This window comes from Rhizobium sp. WSM1328, from assembly GCF_057653715.1.
In genome coordinates this window covers 4,438,734-4,453,185 of sequence record NZ_CM172788.1, presented here as the reverse complement: position 1 = coordinate 4,453,185, position 14,452 = coordinate 4,438,734, and the positions used below count along the sequence as shown (strand labels likewise).

The window sequence follows — 14,452 nt, the reverse complement described above, 5'->3', positions numbered from 1 at the left end:
GGATCATTCGATGGAGAAACGCCGTTTTGCCTTGATCGGTACGGGAAACCGCGGCACCACCATGTGGGGCAAGGATCTGCTTGCCGGCTGGCGCGAGCATGTCGACCTGACCGCCATTGTCGAGAAGAATTCGCTGCGCGGCGAGCGCGCCCGCAACATGATCGGCAGTAATGCGCCGCTCTACGAAAACATCGATTCGATGCTTGCTGAGCAGAAGCCGGATCTCGTCATCGTCTGTACGCCCGACCATACGCATGACGATATCGTCGTGCGGGCGCTGGAGTCCGGCATCGACGTCATCACCGAAAAGCCAATGACGACCTCGGTCGAGAGGATTCGCCGGATTCTGGATGCCGAAAAGCGCACTGGTCGCCGGGTCGACGTGTCCTTCAACTATCGCTATGCGCCGACGGCCGCGAAGATCAAGGAATTGCTGAATGCCGGCGAGATCGGCCGAGTCACCTCAGTCGATTTTCATTGGTATTTGAACACTAAGCACGGCGCCGACTACTTCCGCCGCTGGCATGCCTATACGGAAAATTCCGGCAGTCTGTTCGTCCACAAGGCAACGCATCATTTCGATCTGCTGAACTGGTACCTCGACAGCGATCCCGATGCCGTCACCTCTTTCGCCGACCTGCAGAATTACGGCCGCAAGGGCCCGTTCCGCGGCCCGCGCTGCAAGCTCTGTCCGCACGCGCATGAATGCGACTATTATCTCGATCTCGAGGCCGATCCCTTCCTTGATTCACTCTACGAGGATCCCTCGAAGATCGACGGCTACTTCCGTGACGGCTGCGTCTTCCGCGAGGACATCGACATTCCCGATACGATGGTGGTGTCGCTCCGTTACCGCAACAATGTCCACGTCTCCTATTCGCTGAACACCTTCCAGCCGATCGAAGGCCATCACCTTGCCTTCAACGGCACCAAAGGGCGGATCGAGCTTCGCCAGTATGAAGCCCAGCCCTGGGAAGAGCCGAAGCAGGACACGATCCTGCTCATCCGCAATTTCCCTGATGGTAAGGAGGCAGTGGAGCGCATCGTTGTTCCGCATTTCACCGGCGGCCATTACGGCGGCGACGACCGGATGCGTAACATGATCTTCAAGCCCGATATGGAAGACAAGCTTGCGCAACGCGCCGGCACGCGGGCGGGCGCCATGTCGGTGCTTTGCGGCATTGCGGCGCTGGAGAGCTCGCGCACCGGCAAGGTGGTCAACATTGCCGATCTCATGCCCGAACTTGCCAATGACGGTTCGCCAAATTCGCTGAGGACGTCGCGCTGATACCCTTCGCCTGAGCCCGCCTCAGGCGATGTTTTCGAGATTTGCCTGGTGGATCTGGTAAAGCAGCGGCTGGCCGGTCACGAAGCGTTCTATTTCATCCACCGCCATCTCGCCGAGGCGCGCCCGTTCCAGCCCGATGGCGCCGGCAATATGCGGCGTCAGAAAGACATTCGGCAGATCGTAGAAAGCGGAGCCCGCCTCCGGGATCTCCGGGTCGGTGACGTCGAGGACCGCGTCGATACGGCGGGTCTTCAGCACCGAAAGCAGGGCGGCCTCATCGATGAGAATGCCGCGTGCCGTGTTGATGAGCGTCGCGCCGTCCTTCATCAGCGACAGCCTTCGCGCATCGATCATATGCTGTGTCGACGGCAGCGACGGCGCATGCAGGGAAACGATATCCGCCTGCCGCATCAATTCGTCGAGATCGACCTTTTCCGTTCCGAGGGCCGCTGCCTCGGCGGCATCAAGCGTCGGGTCGGCGAGCAGCAATCTATAGTCAAAGGGTTTCAGGAGCTCGATCACGCGCCGGCCAATGCGCGAAGCGCCGACGATGCCGACAGTGCGGCGGTAGTTTCCGATCGCTTCGCGCTGCATCAAATGTGTCCGGTTGCGATTTCGGTCGGCGACGTAGAGGTCGCGGAAACGGAAAACACGCTTGCCGGCGAAGATGATCGCCGCCAGCGTGAATTCGGCCACCGGCACGGCGTTGGCCTCGGCCGAATGGCTGACCGGGATACCGGCTTCGAAGATGGCGTCGTCGATGACGCCCTTTACCGTGCCCGCGGCATGAACGATGAGCTTCAGATGCGGTGCTGCGGCGAGGATTTCAGGCCCGACATAGGGCCCGCCCCAGCCGGTGATCAGGATTTCGGCTTGGGCCAGCAGACGCCTCGCACGCTCGTCGTCGAAGCGCTGTAGCGGCTCAGAATCCAGCAGGCGACCGATGCCGCCCAGGCGGCGCAGGACCTCATCCGGCAGGACATGCTGCGTGCGCGACGGTTGCATGGCAAGGATAATGGCCGGCTGGCTCATGGCATTTGTCCGGGCGCTTCGATGGCACTGACTGTCACGCCCTTTTCCCTCACCAGGGCCTCCAGCGCTGCAATCTCAGGCGCTTTCGGCGGTCTCGTCCAGGCAGACAAGAGGGCGGCGGGATCGTCAAGCGCCAGCACTGCCGTCATCAGGATGGTTTCACCGGTCGGAATCTGCCCGCGCAGCTGCGGCACGAGGGTTTTCGCGACGATCACATTGGTGTTGGGCATTGCCTTCTGGACAACACCCGAACGTTTGACCGAAGAGCCGAGATCGAGAATGCCTGTGAAGTCGGCTTCGCCGACCGCATAGGCAAACCCACCCGAAGCGGACAGGGTATCCAGCTCAAAGTCCCGGCGGCCGATGGCAAATCCGCCTTCGGCAATCCGTAGCGGCCGGCTTGTCCTGATCCTATGGAGGCGGATATGCCAAGGTGCAGCGGGCACGAGCCAGGTTTCAACGTCGACATCGGCAAAAGGCGACCATTTCGCATAAAGCACCTCCCCTGCGAGCTTGGCTTCCTCGTTCGTTTCGCGGACGCGGTAGTGCAGGCCGTCATCGCTGAAGGCAAGCGCTGAATCGAAGGCGGCAAGCGCAAAGGCACGCTCATCGGCCTCGACGCTGAAGCCGTAGCGGGCCGAATAGGCGAACTTCGCATATTTTTCCGTGCCGCACCGCATCTGCAGGTTTTCCTGGCCGGACGACAGCGCAATGACATCGCCGCCCGCCCGCATGATCACCATGCCGGGATGACGTTGGGGGACGATCTCAGGTGCTTGTTCCGGCACTTTCTCCTTCGCCGTCCAGAATGGGTGATCCTCAGCGATCGCCAGCGGCAGGAAGGCCTTGAAGGCCCAGTAAGGCGAGCCGGCGGAATTGTAACTCTCCGACATCAGCAGGTTCGGATAGCCGAAACCGATCGACAGCACACCGTCGCGATCGGCAATCGGCTTGTCCTTCCACCAGCGCAGATGCTGCAGGCAGAGATGCTTGACCTCGCCCCAGGGCAGAGCCTCGAGATCGGCAAAGGCGAGCGCCGACCAGAAGCCGGCGCAGGCAAAACGATAGGTCAGGCTGCGGCCGAAGGGGATCGTCGCCCCGTCGGCGGCAAACCAATGCCGGAAATCGCGAGCGAAGAGGACCGCGCGCTCGCGGTAGCGCTTTGCATAATCGTCGTCGACGAGCTTCGAATAGATCAGGCCATAGAAATGCATGGCGAAGGGAATGTAGTGGTCGATGCGGCGGACGTTTCCGTCGCGATACCAGCCGTCGCCGATATAAAAGCCTTCGAGCTCCTCAAGATATTGCCGCGTCAGGCTGCGGTCGAAATCGGCGCCGAGACGATCGAGCGCGATATCGACAAAGATCCGGAAGAATTTCCAATTGTTGTCGGCATAATCGAACTGCCGGGCATGCTTGAGATAGGCGATGACATTGCTACGGGCGCGCGCATCGAGCGGCTCCCAGATCTTTTCGGGCACCAGAGCCAGCGCAAAACCCAGAGCCGCAAGCTCGACCATCCGCTGGTCGCGGCCATTGACCGTTCCCCAATATTCGGGATGGGCGGGATCGGTGCCGTTTGCGAGACCTTCGGCAAAACGATGCCAGTGGGCGAAGTCGCCGTTGCCGGCGCCAAGCGGCGCCAATCCCCAGAGCGGGCGGGCGAACCCTTCCAGATCGGCCGCCGCCCGGTCGAAATGGGCGCCGCCGCCATTGAGCGTGACGCGGGCATTGCCGTTCGAGAAACAGGCAAGCAGCGGATCGAAGAGCGCAAGAAGGGCGCGGCTCATATCGGCGCGGGTTTCCAGCGGATTGCCGGCCAGCGGGTTGGCGCTGGCGGGATCATAGGGCATCGGTATCACTCACAGGTTCTAGAGCATGACGCCGAAAAAGTGTGAGCGGTTTTCGGACGCCATCATGCTCTAACTCTTTAATTTAGAACAGGATTCAGATTTTAGGCCTCGGCCTCAATCATCCTGTTCTAGGCGTTCGGAACGGTCCCTCCCGGAATGGGAACGACCGCCTGGCAGATGTGGCGCGCAGAGGCCGTCCTGTTGCGGAAACGGGACAGCATCAGCGAAACGGCCTCGCGCCCGAGGGCAGCGCGGTCGACACGCATGGTGGAAAGTTGCGGATTGGTCATTTGCGCGCAGGGCAGATCGTCGAAGCCGACAATCGCGAAATCCTCCGGCACACGCAGGCCGGCCTCGGTGACGGCTTCGAGCACGCCGACGGCGATGAAATCATTCATGCAGAAGGCGGCGGTAAAACCGGCATCCTCGGCAAGTGCTGCTACCGTGCGTTCATGCGCCTCTCGGCTGGCGCTGCCTTGAAGGGCCAGGGACAGGAGACGGCCCTCAGCGCCGGGGACGGCGGCGATCGCCGCCTCGAAACCGCGCACGCGCTCCCGGATCGTATGGCGGTGAGAACCGCTCAGATGCAGGATGCGGCGATGGCCGGCTTTTGTCAGCCGGCTGGTCGCCTCATAGGCACCAAAGAAATTAGCCGGCGAAACGCCATCGAACTGCATCCTCGGATCGGTGCCGTTGACAAGAACCGTGGGTGTCATGCTGGTTTGCAGCCAGTCGCGCAACGTCTCGTTCGGATCGATGCCGACGAGAAAGAGGCCTTCGGCGCCTGCCGTCTGCATATAGTCACGCACGGCATCCGGGGTGGTTCGGTCCTCGCGGACCAACCGGACTTCGAAAGGCATGCCCGCTTCGGCAGCGCCGGCACGCAGGCCGTCGACGATCGCTTCATAAAAGACGCTGAGAGTGCCGGTGACGCCGTCACTGGCAATCAGTGCCAGCCCCCCCGCAACGGCCTCGGAAGCAGGCTTGACGGGATAGCCGTTCTCGGCCGCCACCTTCAATATCTGGCGGCGCACCGTTTCGCTGATACCAGGTTCGTTGGCGAGCACGCGTGACACCGTGGAGACGGAAACGCCGGCCAATGTAGCTATATCGGCCTGACGCGGCCGTCTGATCTTTTGGTCGTTCATAGGCAAACATTATGCAAGTAATGCAAATTTGCAAGAAAATGGTTGCTTCTTGCAATAATATTTTTTTTGCGTAATCTGATTGCCGAAGTGCTCGATAATGCCGTTGGAGGATGGCAGCGGGCAGTTGGGACAAGGAGGATTATCAATGCAGGTCAATCGCCGTTCATTTCTGATGGGTTCAGCCGGTGCGGCCGCCGGTCTCGCCCTTGGTGCCGGAAGCGCCATTCCGGCTTTTGCCGAAGACGCACAGCTCCGCGCCATGTGGTGGGGATCCAACGACCGCGCCAAGCGCACGCTTGAGGTTGCCAAGCTCTATCAGTCGAAATCGCCTGGCGTCACTCTCGTCGGTGAATCACTTTCGGGCGACGGCTACTGGACGAAGCTCGCAACGCAGATGGCCGGGCGCTCGATCGCCGACATCTTCCAGCTCGAGCCGGGAACAATTTCAGACTACTCGAAGCGCGGCGCCTGCCTGCCACTCGATGAATTCGTGCCCTCCACGCTGGACGTTCAGTCCTTTGGCGCCGACATGCTGAAACTGACCACCATCGACGGCAAGCTCTATGGTGTTGGCCTCGGCCTCAATTCCTTCTCGATGTTCTTCGACACAGTCGAATTCGAAAAGGCAGGCATCCCATTGCCGACGCCCGACCTCACCTGGGATGAGTACGCCAAGCTCGCCGTCGAACTCGCCAAGTCTTCCGGCAAGGGCGGCGGCCCCTATGCGGCGCGCTACGCCTATGTGTTCGATGCCTGGCTGCGCCAGCGCGGCAAGAGCCTCTTTGCGAGGGAAAGCGTTGGGCTCGGCTTCACGGCCGACGATGCCAAGGAATGGTTCGACTACTGGGAGAAACTGCGCAAAGCGGGTGGCACCGTTGCCGCCGACGTGCAGACGCTCGATCAAAATACAATCGACACCAATTGCCTTGGTCTCGGCAAATCGGTGATTGGGATGGCCTATTCAAACCAGATGGTCGGATATCAACTGATCATCAAGAACAAGCTTGGCATCACCATGCTGCCACGGGACAAGAAGGGCGGTCCGTCCGGCCATTATTACCGTCCGGCACTGATCTGGAGTGTGGGCGCGACGAGCAAGCATGGCGAAGCTGCCGCGAAGTTTATCAGCTTCTTCGTCAACGATCCCGAAGCCGGCAAGATCCTTGGCGTGGAACGCGGCGTGCCAATGTCGCCTACCGTGCGCGAAGCCATCCTGCCGCAACTCAACCCGACAGAGCAGGAAACGGTCAAATACGTGAATCTGCTCAAGGATCAGGTCGGCGAATATCCGCCACCGGTGCCGATGGGCGCAACCCAATTCGACCAGCGCGTGCTGCGCCCGCTTTGTGACGAACTCGCCTTCGAACGGATTTCGCCCGCCGATGCGGCGACCCGGCTCATCGAAGAGGGTAAGGCAACGATCAAGGGATGATCGGTCGCCCGACATGCGGAGAGGCCCGCAACACCCCGGCGGGCCTCTCCGTTTTTCAAGCCTCTGTTTTCCGGACTATCAGTTGCCCAGGTTTTCGGCCACGCGCCAGTCCGGCCGGCCAAGATCGAACGGCCATGCATGCACATCCCGGTCGTTGAAATAGACGACCTCCTGCAGATTCGGGAAGGCGCTCTGCTTCAGTGTGGCAGTTTCGATCCACGGCCTGATATAGGCGTCGCCGCCTTCATAGCCCAGCTCCGCCACCCAGATTGGCTTTCCGTAGCCGGCGACGAGATCATATCCCTGCTTCAGCGCTTCCGAGAATGTTCGGTGCTCATTGTAGGCGAGTTCGTCGTAGCGCTGCAGGCCGAAGACCGAGAGCCCAACGAGGTCGACATAATCGTCGCCGGGATAATAGGCCTCAAGGCCAGGCTCTCCCTTTGGCGACCACATGAGCTCGGTGCTGGGCGCCTCCTGGCGGACGATGTCCATCATCCGCTTGTAGGCCGTGATATAGTCCTGCGGGCTCCAGCCGGACCATGAGAACCGCCCTGACTTGTCCTCCATCTCCTGTCCCCAGCGGACGATCACCGGGCTTTTCAGCTCAGATATCATATGCGCGATCGAACGCATGTTGACATCATAGTCACCGCGCAGAACCTTGGCGCGAAGCTCTGCGGAGGTCAGCCGCCAATCGACGTCCCAAGACCATGGCTCCACGGTGATCAGCAGGTTGCGGCCTCTGGCCTGCGCATAGGCATCGGCGACGCGCAACGTCTCGAGATCGACGTCCTCCCATGGCAGAAACAGGGCTTCGGTCGCGACATTCGCCTGCGCGCCGAAATCGCCGTGCGGATCGTAGGCCCCGAACTTAATGCCGTCGGTGTGAAGGACGGGGCGCTTATCGATGATCGTCCGCACGGCCGCCGCCGGGTTCGGGGCAATGCCGGCATATTGCACTTCGCTTCGGCCCGGCAGATCCGCGACGCACAACAGCAACAGCGCTAACGCGGCGGTCGAGAGGTTTTTTTTCATCAGCTTCTTCATGGCTCACCCTCCTTTTCGGGCTACTTCCTGGCTCAGCAGGATCTGCTTCACTTCGCTTGCCTTCGCGCTCACGGTGTCCATGGGAACGAGCTTGCCGAACTCGTCGTCCGGGAGTCCCGATGCATGGCGGAAGACGTACCACTTGCCGTCCGGCTGGCGCCGCTGATAGATCGTGTTGCCGATCTTGCGATGCCCGAAACAGGTGCTGGCGCGGGCCGCGCCCTCGGCATTCGTCCAGGTGGCGCGCATGCAGAGTTGGCCGAGATCGTCGACCACCCATCTGCCTTCGGCGAAGGACGGCCTCCCCTTATCATTGCTCCAGGCGACGAACCGTCGGCCCTCATCGAAGAAACGGCCGCCGCCGGTGTTCCAGGTCCAGGTCTTGTCGCCATAGATCCGATAGAGCTCATAGGCGCTGAGCGGCGTCGGCGCCTTCATTTTGGCAACCTCGGCGCCGTGCGCTGCCACCGGCAGGCACAGGCTGAGAGCAAGCGCTGCTCCCCATAGTCTCGATCCGATACCCATTACATCCTCCATACTCGACACCTGCCGGTTCCGCCGGCTCACGCACCCTGTTCGTCTCGGCCGGTTCTGCCGAAACCATTCCATCTCAGGTGGAATTTCACGATCCTGGTCTTGCCGCCGCCGAGGCCGGCGCCGGCCACGGCAAATTGCGTCTCGGTGAAACTGACAAACGTCTGGCCGTGCGAAAGAGCTTCGAGGCCGCGCAGGCCGTGGCTCCCCGCCTGCGTGCCGCCAGCGACGAAAATCGCCAGTCCGGTGGCTGTCGCAAGCCACAGCCCGCGCGATTGCGGCAGCAGCGGCAGATCGTTTTCGACCGCATGGCGAACGACGATCAGCACCGTCAGCGACAGGTAGACCGAGAGGTTGATCATGGCGAAAACATAAAAGCCCTGGGCGGCCGCGGCATCGGTCGCAAACATCATTGCAGCGGCGGAAAGGGCAGCGAGCCCGATATAGGGCGAGATGACGCGCAGCGGCAAAGACCGCTGCTGCTGCTTTCCCTTCGGCGTGATGCGGAAATCGACGAAGGAGCCGCAGATATAGTCGCGAACAGCAGCAAGACTGCCGGCCAACGACCACGGCCAGCGCAGAAAGATGAAGGCAAGCCCTTCCCAGCCGAGCAGTTTCGCATCGTGCGGCCTGAAGGTTGCCGTTGCCCGCCAGAAGAAGGCAAACAGCGTCAGTACGATCGACATCGGCACGAAATGCAGCAGGAAATCCGGATAGGTGACATTGACGAAGACACGGCCCGTCAGCAGCGCGGCAACCGGCAGCAGGAACATCATGGCCATGAAGACGGAAAAGAGCGGGTACCAGAGCTGCGAGAACACGAACTGGAACCTCAGCCGCCAAGGCAGGTGCATGATGTGGCGGCGGGAATGTTGCAGCAGAATGGTGACCAGGCTGCGCGACCACTGGAATTCCTGGACGACGAGATCGGCGAAGCTCGCCGGTCCGTCGCCATGAGCGATCGCATCGACCGCATGCACGCCACGCCAGCCGCCGGCATTCATCATCAGCGTTGTCGAATGGTCTTCCGCAAGTTCTGGGCCGAGGCCGCCGATCTGACGAAGGGCTGATGTGCGAACCGCATAATGGGAACCGATGCAAAGAGGCGCCCAGCCATTGTTGTAACCCGTCTGCAGCGAACCGTGCAGGCTTGCCTCGGCATAGAGCCTGCCGCGCGCCGCCCATCTTGCCCCGGCATTGGCATCGCAGATGCTGGGAGCGGAGACATAACCGATGCCGGGATCGGCAAAGGGGCGCAGGACTTCACGGAGGTAGGTCGGCGTCGGCACATGGTCGGCATCGAACTGGGCGACGAAATCGTAGCGCGCATAGCCGAAGTGGTCGTAGAAATAGGCGAGGTTGCCTTCCTTGCAACGCGTCCGGCGCGGCCAGGTGGTGCGATGATACTCCGCCACACCCTTTCGGGTGGAGATCAGCACGCCGTGCGCCGCACACCAACGCCTGGTTTCCTCCGAAGGGTCCTCGTCAGCCAACCAGACATCGAAATCGACGCCGATCTGGTCGAGCATCGCCTGCAAAGTGGTGCGGACGACGGCAAAGGGCTCGGACGGCGCCTTGGTGACGACCATAGCCACCCGCCCTTCTGGCAGCCCTGCGCGAGGGCTGACCGTCCTCGCATCGACAAAGATCAGGATGAAATAGGCCGGTACAAGCGTGATCCAGGCAAGCACGAGGGTGACGAGCACGAATGTGGCCCAAGAAATGATATGGGCGGACTGGCACCACCAGATCCAGAAAAAGCCGAGTGCCGTCAGCCAGCAGAGAATGCCGAAGCCATAGGCGACACGGTTCCAGCCGGTGAAAACAAGATCGAATGCATCAGCATTGACGGCTTTGGCGGTCCTGACGCCATGGCCGATTTGCGAAACATTGCTCATGCCCTCATCTCCAGCCCGAAGGTGGGGCCGGCAGTGCGGATGATCGTATCGATATCCGAGAAAGCCGGCGCGAAGCCGAGTTCCGCTTTCGCCCTTGCGGTATTGGCAAAGAGGATCGGCGGATCGCCGGCGCGGCGGGAGCGATAACGCACGGGGACTTCGCGGCCGCTGGCGCGACGGATCGCCTCGAGAATCTCGCGCACCGAGGTGCCCCGGCCGGAGCCGAGATTGACGCTGAGCGAGCCGCCGTCCGCCATCAGATGATTGACGGCGGCGAGATGCGCCTGCGCGAGATCGCTGACATGAATATAGTCGCGAACGCAGGTTCCGTCCTCGGTTGCATAATCGGTGCCGAAGATATCAAGCCGCTCCAACCTGCCGGCGGCAGCGAGAAGGGCGCGCGGGATGAGATGGGTCTCGGGTTGATGGCGCTCGGCAAGCTCACCATCAGGGTCGGCTCCGGCCGCATTGAAATAACGCAATGCGGCAAAGCGGATGCCGTAGGCGGCGGCAAAGTCCTCCAGCGCCATCTCGAAGATCAGCTTGGTGCGCCCATAGGGATTGACCGGATGCTGCGGGCTTTCCTCCCGTATCGGCAATGAAGCGGGGACGCCATAGGTGGCGCAACTGCTCGAAAAGACGATCCGATCGATCTCCTGATCGAGGCAGGCCTCGAGCAACGTCAGACTGCCGACGACGTTATTCCGGTAATATTTCCTGGGCATGTCGACGGATTCGCCGACATAGGCATTGGCACCACAATGGATGACGCAATCGGGCGAAAACTCCGCAAGAGTCCGGCGCAACGCGGCGGCATCGGCAAGCTCAGCCCGGATGAGCGGCCCCCAGCGTACACTGTCGGCATGTCCCGTGGAGAGATTGTCGTAGGTAACCGGGATCATGCCGGCGCGCGACAGCGCTTTGCAGATATGACTGCCTATGAAACCGGCGCCGCCGGTGACGAGAATGTAGCGGGGCATCTCATAGGACCTCCGCCTTCTCTGTGCCGGCCAGCAGTCCGTCGAAATATTCGACGGTGCGAGCCAGGCCGGCTTCGAGCCCGATGCGGGGCTTCCAGCCAAGATCGGCCATGGCGCGGGAAATATCCGGCCGCCGCTGACGAGGGTCGTCGGTGACCGCAGGCAGGTGGACGATCCGGGAACGCGAGTTCGTCAGGTCCCGGATGATTTCCGCCAGGCGCCGAACGGACATTTCGGTTGGATTGCCGAGGTTGATCGGGCCGTTGCAGGCGCTGCCCGCGGCCGAAAAACGCAGGAAACCCTCGATGAGATCGTCGACATAGCAGAAAGAACGGGTCTGCTGACCATCGCCATAGATCGTCAGGTCGGCATTGCGCAGGGCCTGCACGATAAAATTGGAAACCACCCGCCCGTCGTCCAGGCGCATGCGCGGTCCGTAGGTATTGAAGATGCGGCCGACCTTGATGTCGACACCGTAAGTCCTGTGGTAATCGAAGAACAGCGTTTCGGCGCTGCGCTTGCCTTCGTCGTAACAGCCGCGCGGTCCGATCGGGTTAACATTGCCGCAATAGGATTCGTGCTGCGGGCTCTGGGTTGGGTCGCCATAGACCTCCGACGTCGACGATTGGACGACGATCGCACCGGTCTTTCGCGCGCAATCAAGGGTATTGACGGCGCCAAGCACGTTGGTGAGCAGCGTTCCCACGGGATCCCGTTGATAATCGGGCGGAGAGGCGGGGGAGGCGAAATTGAAGATGAGCGACGCGTCAATATCGAAGGGCTGCCTAACATCGTGCTCGACGATGCGGAAGCGGGTGTTCGATGCAAGATGAGCGACATTCGCACGACGGCCGGTCGAAAAATTATCGAGGCATGTGACGCTGTGGCCGCGCTGCAGGAGCCTTTCGCAGAGATGTGAACCGAGGAAGCCGCCCCCGCCATTCACAAGAACGGTGCGTCGCCCTTGGAGCACCGGTATGCCTGACACTTTAGAATAGCCTTCGTTGGGAACGAAACTACGCATTACAAACTCCTTCCCAGGTATTTAGTCTTTTGATTTATTTATGCGCCTCAAGTCTTCCTTATCCGCCTGGATGTTCGTGAACCCTCCTATCAAGACGCTAATAACTTTGTAGTTATTCTTCGGATAACTGAATTACTACTCAAATGATAAGACGATTAGCGTGGAGGTCAACTTTAAAAATTCCAAGTATCCAAAATAATTACACAAGTATTCTTCAAGATAACGAATGATTAATCACTCTAGTCATTTTTCCGATCCGCAACAACGCCTCTCACTCGCCGCTTAAGCTTCACTCAATGCAGCTAATATACGAGGGAAGGCGGGAGATTGGCCGCGCTCAACGGCACGGCCGGTCTTGCATCCTGAAGCGCCATATGCGAGGGGTTTTGGCCATGTTAGAAAAACAAGATACACCGCAGCTGAAAGGCCGGCGTTTCCGCTTGGCGATGTTCGTCTGGGGAACGGCGCTCGTTGCAATCGGACCAACGGCTTGCGCGGTCGTTGATGACGATATCGCGGTCGTCGCGAAAAAGAACATCGTCGTGGTCGAGGCACCGCGCGTCTCGAAGGCCTATGCCTATCCGGCAAATCGGGCCGAGCGCCCGACTGCAGCAACGGCCCGCAGCGTAGCCTATCATGGCTCGGCGCCTTATATCTGCTCTCCAAGCGGCTTCGGACAGAAGTCGCGTTGCTTTGCGCGTCCTTCGATCTGAAGCAAAAGAAAGCGTTAGATCAGTTGCGCCACCGACCGGACATGTCGCCTTCACCGGCGGAATGCTCATTGAAGAAGCGGGATGCAGCTTCCGTGCGGTTTCGGACGTTCATCTTCTTGTAGATGTTGCGGACGTGAACCTTCACGGTATTTTCGGAAAGATGCAGCTTGTCGGCGATGATCTTGTTCTGCGTGCCCTTGCATATGAGATCCAGAATCTGAACCTCACGGGTGGTCAAAGCAGAGATGCTGTCGCGTCTCAGCTTGAGCGCATTGCTGCGCGCCGCATCGACCGATTTTGTCTGATAGAGCGAAGGCTCCAGCTGGGCGTTATTGTTGGTGAGGCGATTGAGAAGTGCTGACGGAAAATGTTCGCCGCCCTTCATTAGCAGATCCACTGCAGCCATAAAGACATCGAGCCGCAGGTTGAGTGGCAGGACGCCATCGATGATCCGCGCCTCTACCAGCCGGCTGACATAGGGCTCGAGCATATCGATCGCTTCGACGACAAGTCCAATCGAGGTTTCAGGGTGGTTTTCGCGGGCAGCCTGCAGCGCTTCATGAAGCTCCGGGCCGGGTATATGATAGAATAAAACAAGCTTAAAATCGCTGGTATCTTTTTCCAGCATCGGCTTTGTACTCGTTATGCTTGCCACTTCACAGTTCGGAAATTTCTTTGCCAGTGCTTCTACCATGCATTCCGAAAACAGATCCGCCTTGGCTACCACTAGTATAGTATCTCCGGACGTACTCAACTTTCTTCCCTGGTCAGAATTCTCCATCCCTGAGCCTGTCATGAACATATACGCCTCCCCTAGCGTTACACTTTACTCAAACGTGGAGCGATGGCGGGTATAAGATAGTAAGAAATGCCGACCCCGGATGTCACCGCTTTATTTTTTAGACATTTCTTAATTATGTTAATACGGATTGAGAAGGAAGGAAATGGCCCAAAGTGATTAGTTTTCGCGGACGAAAAACGATACGATACAATGCCTTGGTTGTATTTTCACTATGATATATACTTCAAGGCTATATTTGCTTCGACTATAGATGTTCAGTTGAATGTAATATTTCAGTACAAATTGTCATATTTTCGTCATGCAGGGTGGGTCGGATATGAGACAGGGAAACGTCGAAAGGTGCTCCTCAACCCTGCAGCGAATGCCGGGAGCCCCGGATTGTCGCTGCTCGCCGACGCCGCTGCCGAACAGATCTTAGTACTCCGACGACAGGGACTATCTGCGGGCTATCCGGACAGGGCGGATCCGCCTTAGCCCGAATTGGTGTCTATCGGATCCGCATTTTTTCCAGCATTCTGTGATCGTCGTCCAAGTGGCGACTGGAAAATCCAGGTATCGTCATGCGTTTTTGATACATGGCTTCCATTTAGGGCAACTCAACGAAAAGAAAGCCTGAATACTCCTTATCCTTTTCAGGATTCGGAGCTGGATATGTGCGGCCTTGTACTGAGTACGTACGTTCCCAATACCAACGATTTGAT

At 59.5% G+C, this 14,452-nt stretch carries 12 protein-coding genes; 3 read left to right on the top strand and 9 right to left on the bottom strand.

Translation table 11 applies throughout. From position 1 onward, the window contains the following. The first annotated feature begins 10 nt into the window (after positions 1-10). On the top strand, positions 11-1,288 hold the full coding sequence (locus tag AC2444_RS21980) for a Gfo/Idh/MocA family protein (RefSeq protein WP_012759612.1): 1,278 nt from the start codon (positions 11-13) through the stop codon (positions 1,286-1,288). Positions 1,289-1,309: 21 nt separating this feature from the next. Here AC2444_RS21980 and AC2444_RS21975 read toward each other — a convergent pair whose 3' ends face one another. From AC2444_RS21975 to AC2444_RS21965, 3 genes are all read right to left on the bottom strand, one after another. After that, on the bottom strand, positions 1,310-2,320 hold the full coding sequence (locus AC2444_RS21975; RefSeq protein WP_012759611.1) for a hydroxyacid dehydrogenase: 1,011 nt from the start codon (positions 2,318-2,320) through the stop codon (positions 1,310-1,312). Further along, entirely contained in the window at positions 2,317-4,173 is a 1,857-nt protein-coding gene (locus AC2444_RS21970; RefSeq protein WP_012759610.1) for a DUF2264 domain-containing protein, read from the bottom strand. The genes AC2444_RS21975 and AC2444_RS21970 overlap by 4 nt, the downstream gene beginning before the upstream one ends. A gap of 128 nt (positions 4,174-4,301) precedes the next feature. Beyond that, entirely contained in the window at positions 4,302-5,321 is a 1,020-nt protein-coding gene (locus AC2444_RS21965) for a LacI family DNA-binding transcriptional regulator (RefSeq protein ID WP_012759609.1), read from the bottom strand. A 145-nt stretch (positions 5,322-5,466) separates the two neighbouring features. Here AC2444_RS21965 and AC2444_RS21960 point away from each other — a divergent pair, with 145 nt between their 5' ends. Beyond that, entirely contained in the window at positions 5,467-6,753 is a 1,287-nt protein-coding gene (locus tag AC2444_RS21960; protein ID WP_012759608.1) for an ABC transporter substrate-binding protein, read from the top strand. A 78-nt stretch (positions 6,754-6,831) separates the two neighbouring features. Here the strand turns inward: AC2444_RS21960 and AC2444_RS21955 are convergent, their stop codons facing one another. Genes AC2444_RS21955 through AC2444_RS21935 form a run of 5 tightly spaced genes read right to left on the bottom strand, consistent with a single transcriptional unit; the run spans position 6,832 to position 12,236 of the window. After that, entirely contained in the window at positions 6,832-7,800 is a 969-nt protein-coding gene (locus AC2444_RS21955) for a glycoside hydrolase family 26 protein (protein WP_012759607.1), read from the bottom strand. 3 nt (positions 7,801-7,803) lie between these two features. After that, positions 7,804-8,325, bottom strand: coding sequence for a DUF995 domain-containing protein (locus tag AC2444_RS21950; protein WP_012759606.1), 522 nt, complete (start codon positions 8,323-8,325; stop codon positions 7,804-7,806). Positions 8,326-8,363: 38 nt separating this feature from the next. Next, positions 8,364-10,232, bottom strand: a complete 1,869-nt coding sequence (locus AC2444_RS21945; protein WP_012759605.1) for a glycosyltransferase family 2 protein — start codon at positions 10,230-10,232, stop codon at positions 8,364-8,366. Then, the gene (gene galE / locus AC2444_RS21940; protein WP_012759604.1) at positions 10,229-11,212 is read right to left on the bottom strand and encodes a UDP-glucose 4-epimerase GalE; all 984 of its coding nucleotides are present in this window, start codon (positions 11,210-11,212) and stop codon (positions 10,229-10,231) included. The genes AC2444_RS21945 and galE overlap by 4 nt, the downstream gene beginning before the upstream one ends. A 1-nt stretch (position 11,213) precedes the next feature. Continuing rightward, the gene (locus AC2444_RS21935; protein ID WP_017995624.1) at positions 11,214-12,236 is read right to left on the bottom strand and encodes a UDP-glucuronic acid decarboxylase family protein; all 1,023 of its coding nucleotides are present in this window, start codon (positions 12,234-12,236) and stop codon (positions 11,214-11,216) included. 392 nt (positions 12,237-12,628) lie between these two features. On the opposite strand from AC2444_RS21935, the gene AC2444_RS21930 reads away from it, so the two are divergent. Then, positions 12,629-12,949 (top strand): hypothetical protein, encoded by a 321-nt coding sequence (locus AC2444_RS21930; protein WP_012759602.1) that lies wholly within the window; start codon positions 12,629-12,631, stop codon positions 12,947-12,949. A gap of 19 nt (positions 12,950-12,968) precedes the next feature. Here AC2444_RS21930 and AC2444_RS21925 read toward each other — a convergent pair whose 3' ends face one another. Continuing rightward, complete coding sequence (locus AC2444_RS21925; protein ID WP_012759601.1) at positions 12,969-13,751, bottom strand: helix-turn-helix transcriptional regulator; 783 nt, start codon at positions 13,749-13,751, stop codon at positions 12,969-12,971. Positions 13,752-14,452: the final 701 nt, after the last annotated feature.

Bases quoted from the DNA above. Each gene is read 5' to 3' on its own strand.
- AC2444_RS21925 (WP_012759601.1), bottom strand. From the start codon at position 13,751: ATGTTCATGACAGGCTCAGGGATGGAGAATTCTGACCAGGGAAGAAAG.
- AC2444_RS21960 (WP_012759608.1), top strand. From the start codon at position 5,467: ATGCAGGTCAATCGCCGTTCATTTCTGATGGGTTCAGCCGGTGCGGCC.
- AC2444_RS21955 (WP_012759607.1), bottom strand. From the start codon at position 7,800: ATGAAGAAGCTGATGAAAAAAAACCTCTCGACCGCCGCGTTAGCGCTG.
- AC2444_RS21970 (WP_012759610.1), bottom strand. From the start codon at position 4,173: ATGCCCTATGATCCCGCCAGCGCCAACCCGCTGGCCGGCAATCCGCTG.
- AC2444_RS21950 (WP_012759606.1), bottom strand. From the start codon at position 8,325: ATGGGTATCGGATCGAGACTATGGGGAGCAGCGCTTGCTCTCAGCCTG.
- galE (WP_012759604.1), bottom strand. From the start codon at position 11,212: ATGCCCCGCTACATTCTCGTCACCGGCGGCGCCGGTTTCATAGGCAGT.
- AC2444_RS21975 (WP_012759611.1), bottom strand. From the start codon at position 2,320: ATGAGCCAGCCGGCCATTATCCTTGCCATGCAACCGTCGCGCACGCAG.
- AC2444_RS21980 (WP_012759612.1), top strand. From the start codon at position 11: ATGGAGAAACGCCGTTTTGCCTTGATCGGTACGGGAAACCGCGGCACC.
- AC2444_RS21935 (WP_017995624.1), bottom strand. From the start codon at position 12,236: ATGCGTAGTTTCGTTCCCAACGAAGGCTATTCTAAAGTGTCAGGCATA.
- AC2444_RS21945 (WP_012759605.1), bottom strand. From the start codon at position 10,232: ATGAGCAATGTTTCGCAAATCGGCCATGGCGTCAGGACCGCCAAAGCC.
- AC2444_RS21965 (WP_012759609.1), bottom strand. From the start codon at position 5,321: ATGAACGACCAAAAGATCAGACGGCCGCGTCAGGCCGATATAGCTACA.
- AC2444_RS21930 (WP_012759602.1), top strand. From the start codon at position 12,629: ATGTTAGAAAAACAAGATACACCGCAGCTGAAAGGCCGGCGTTTCCGC.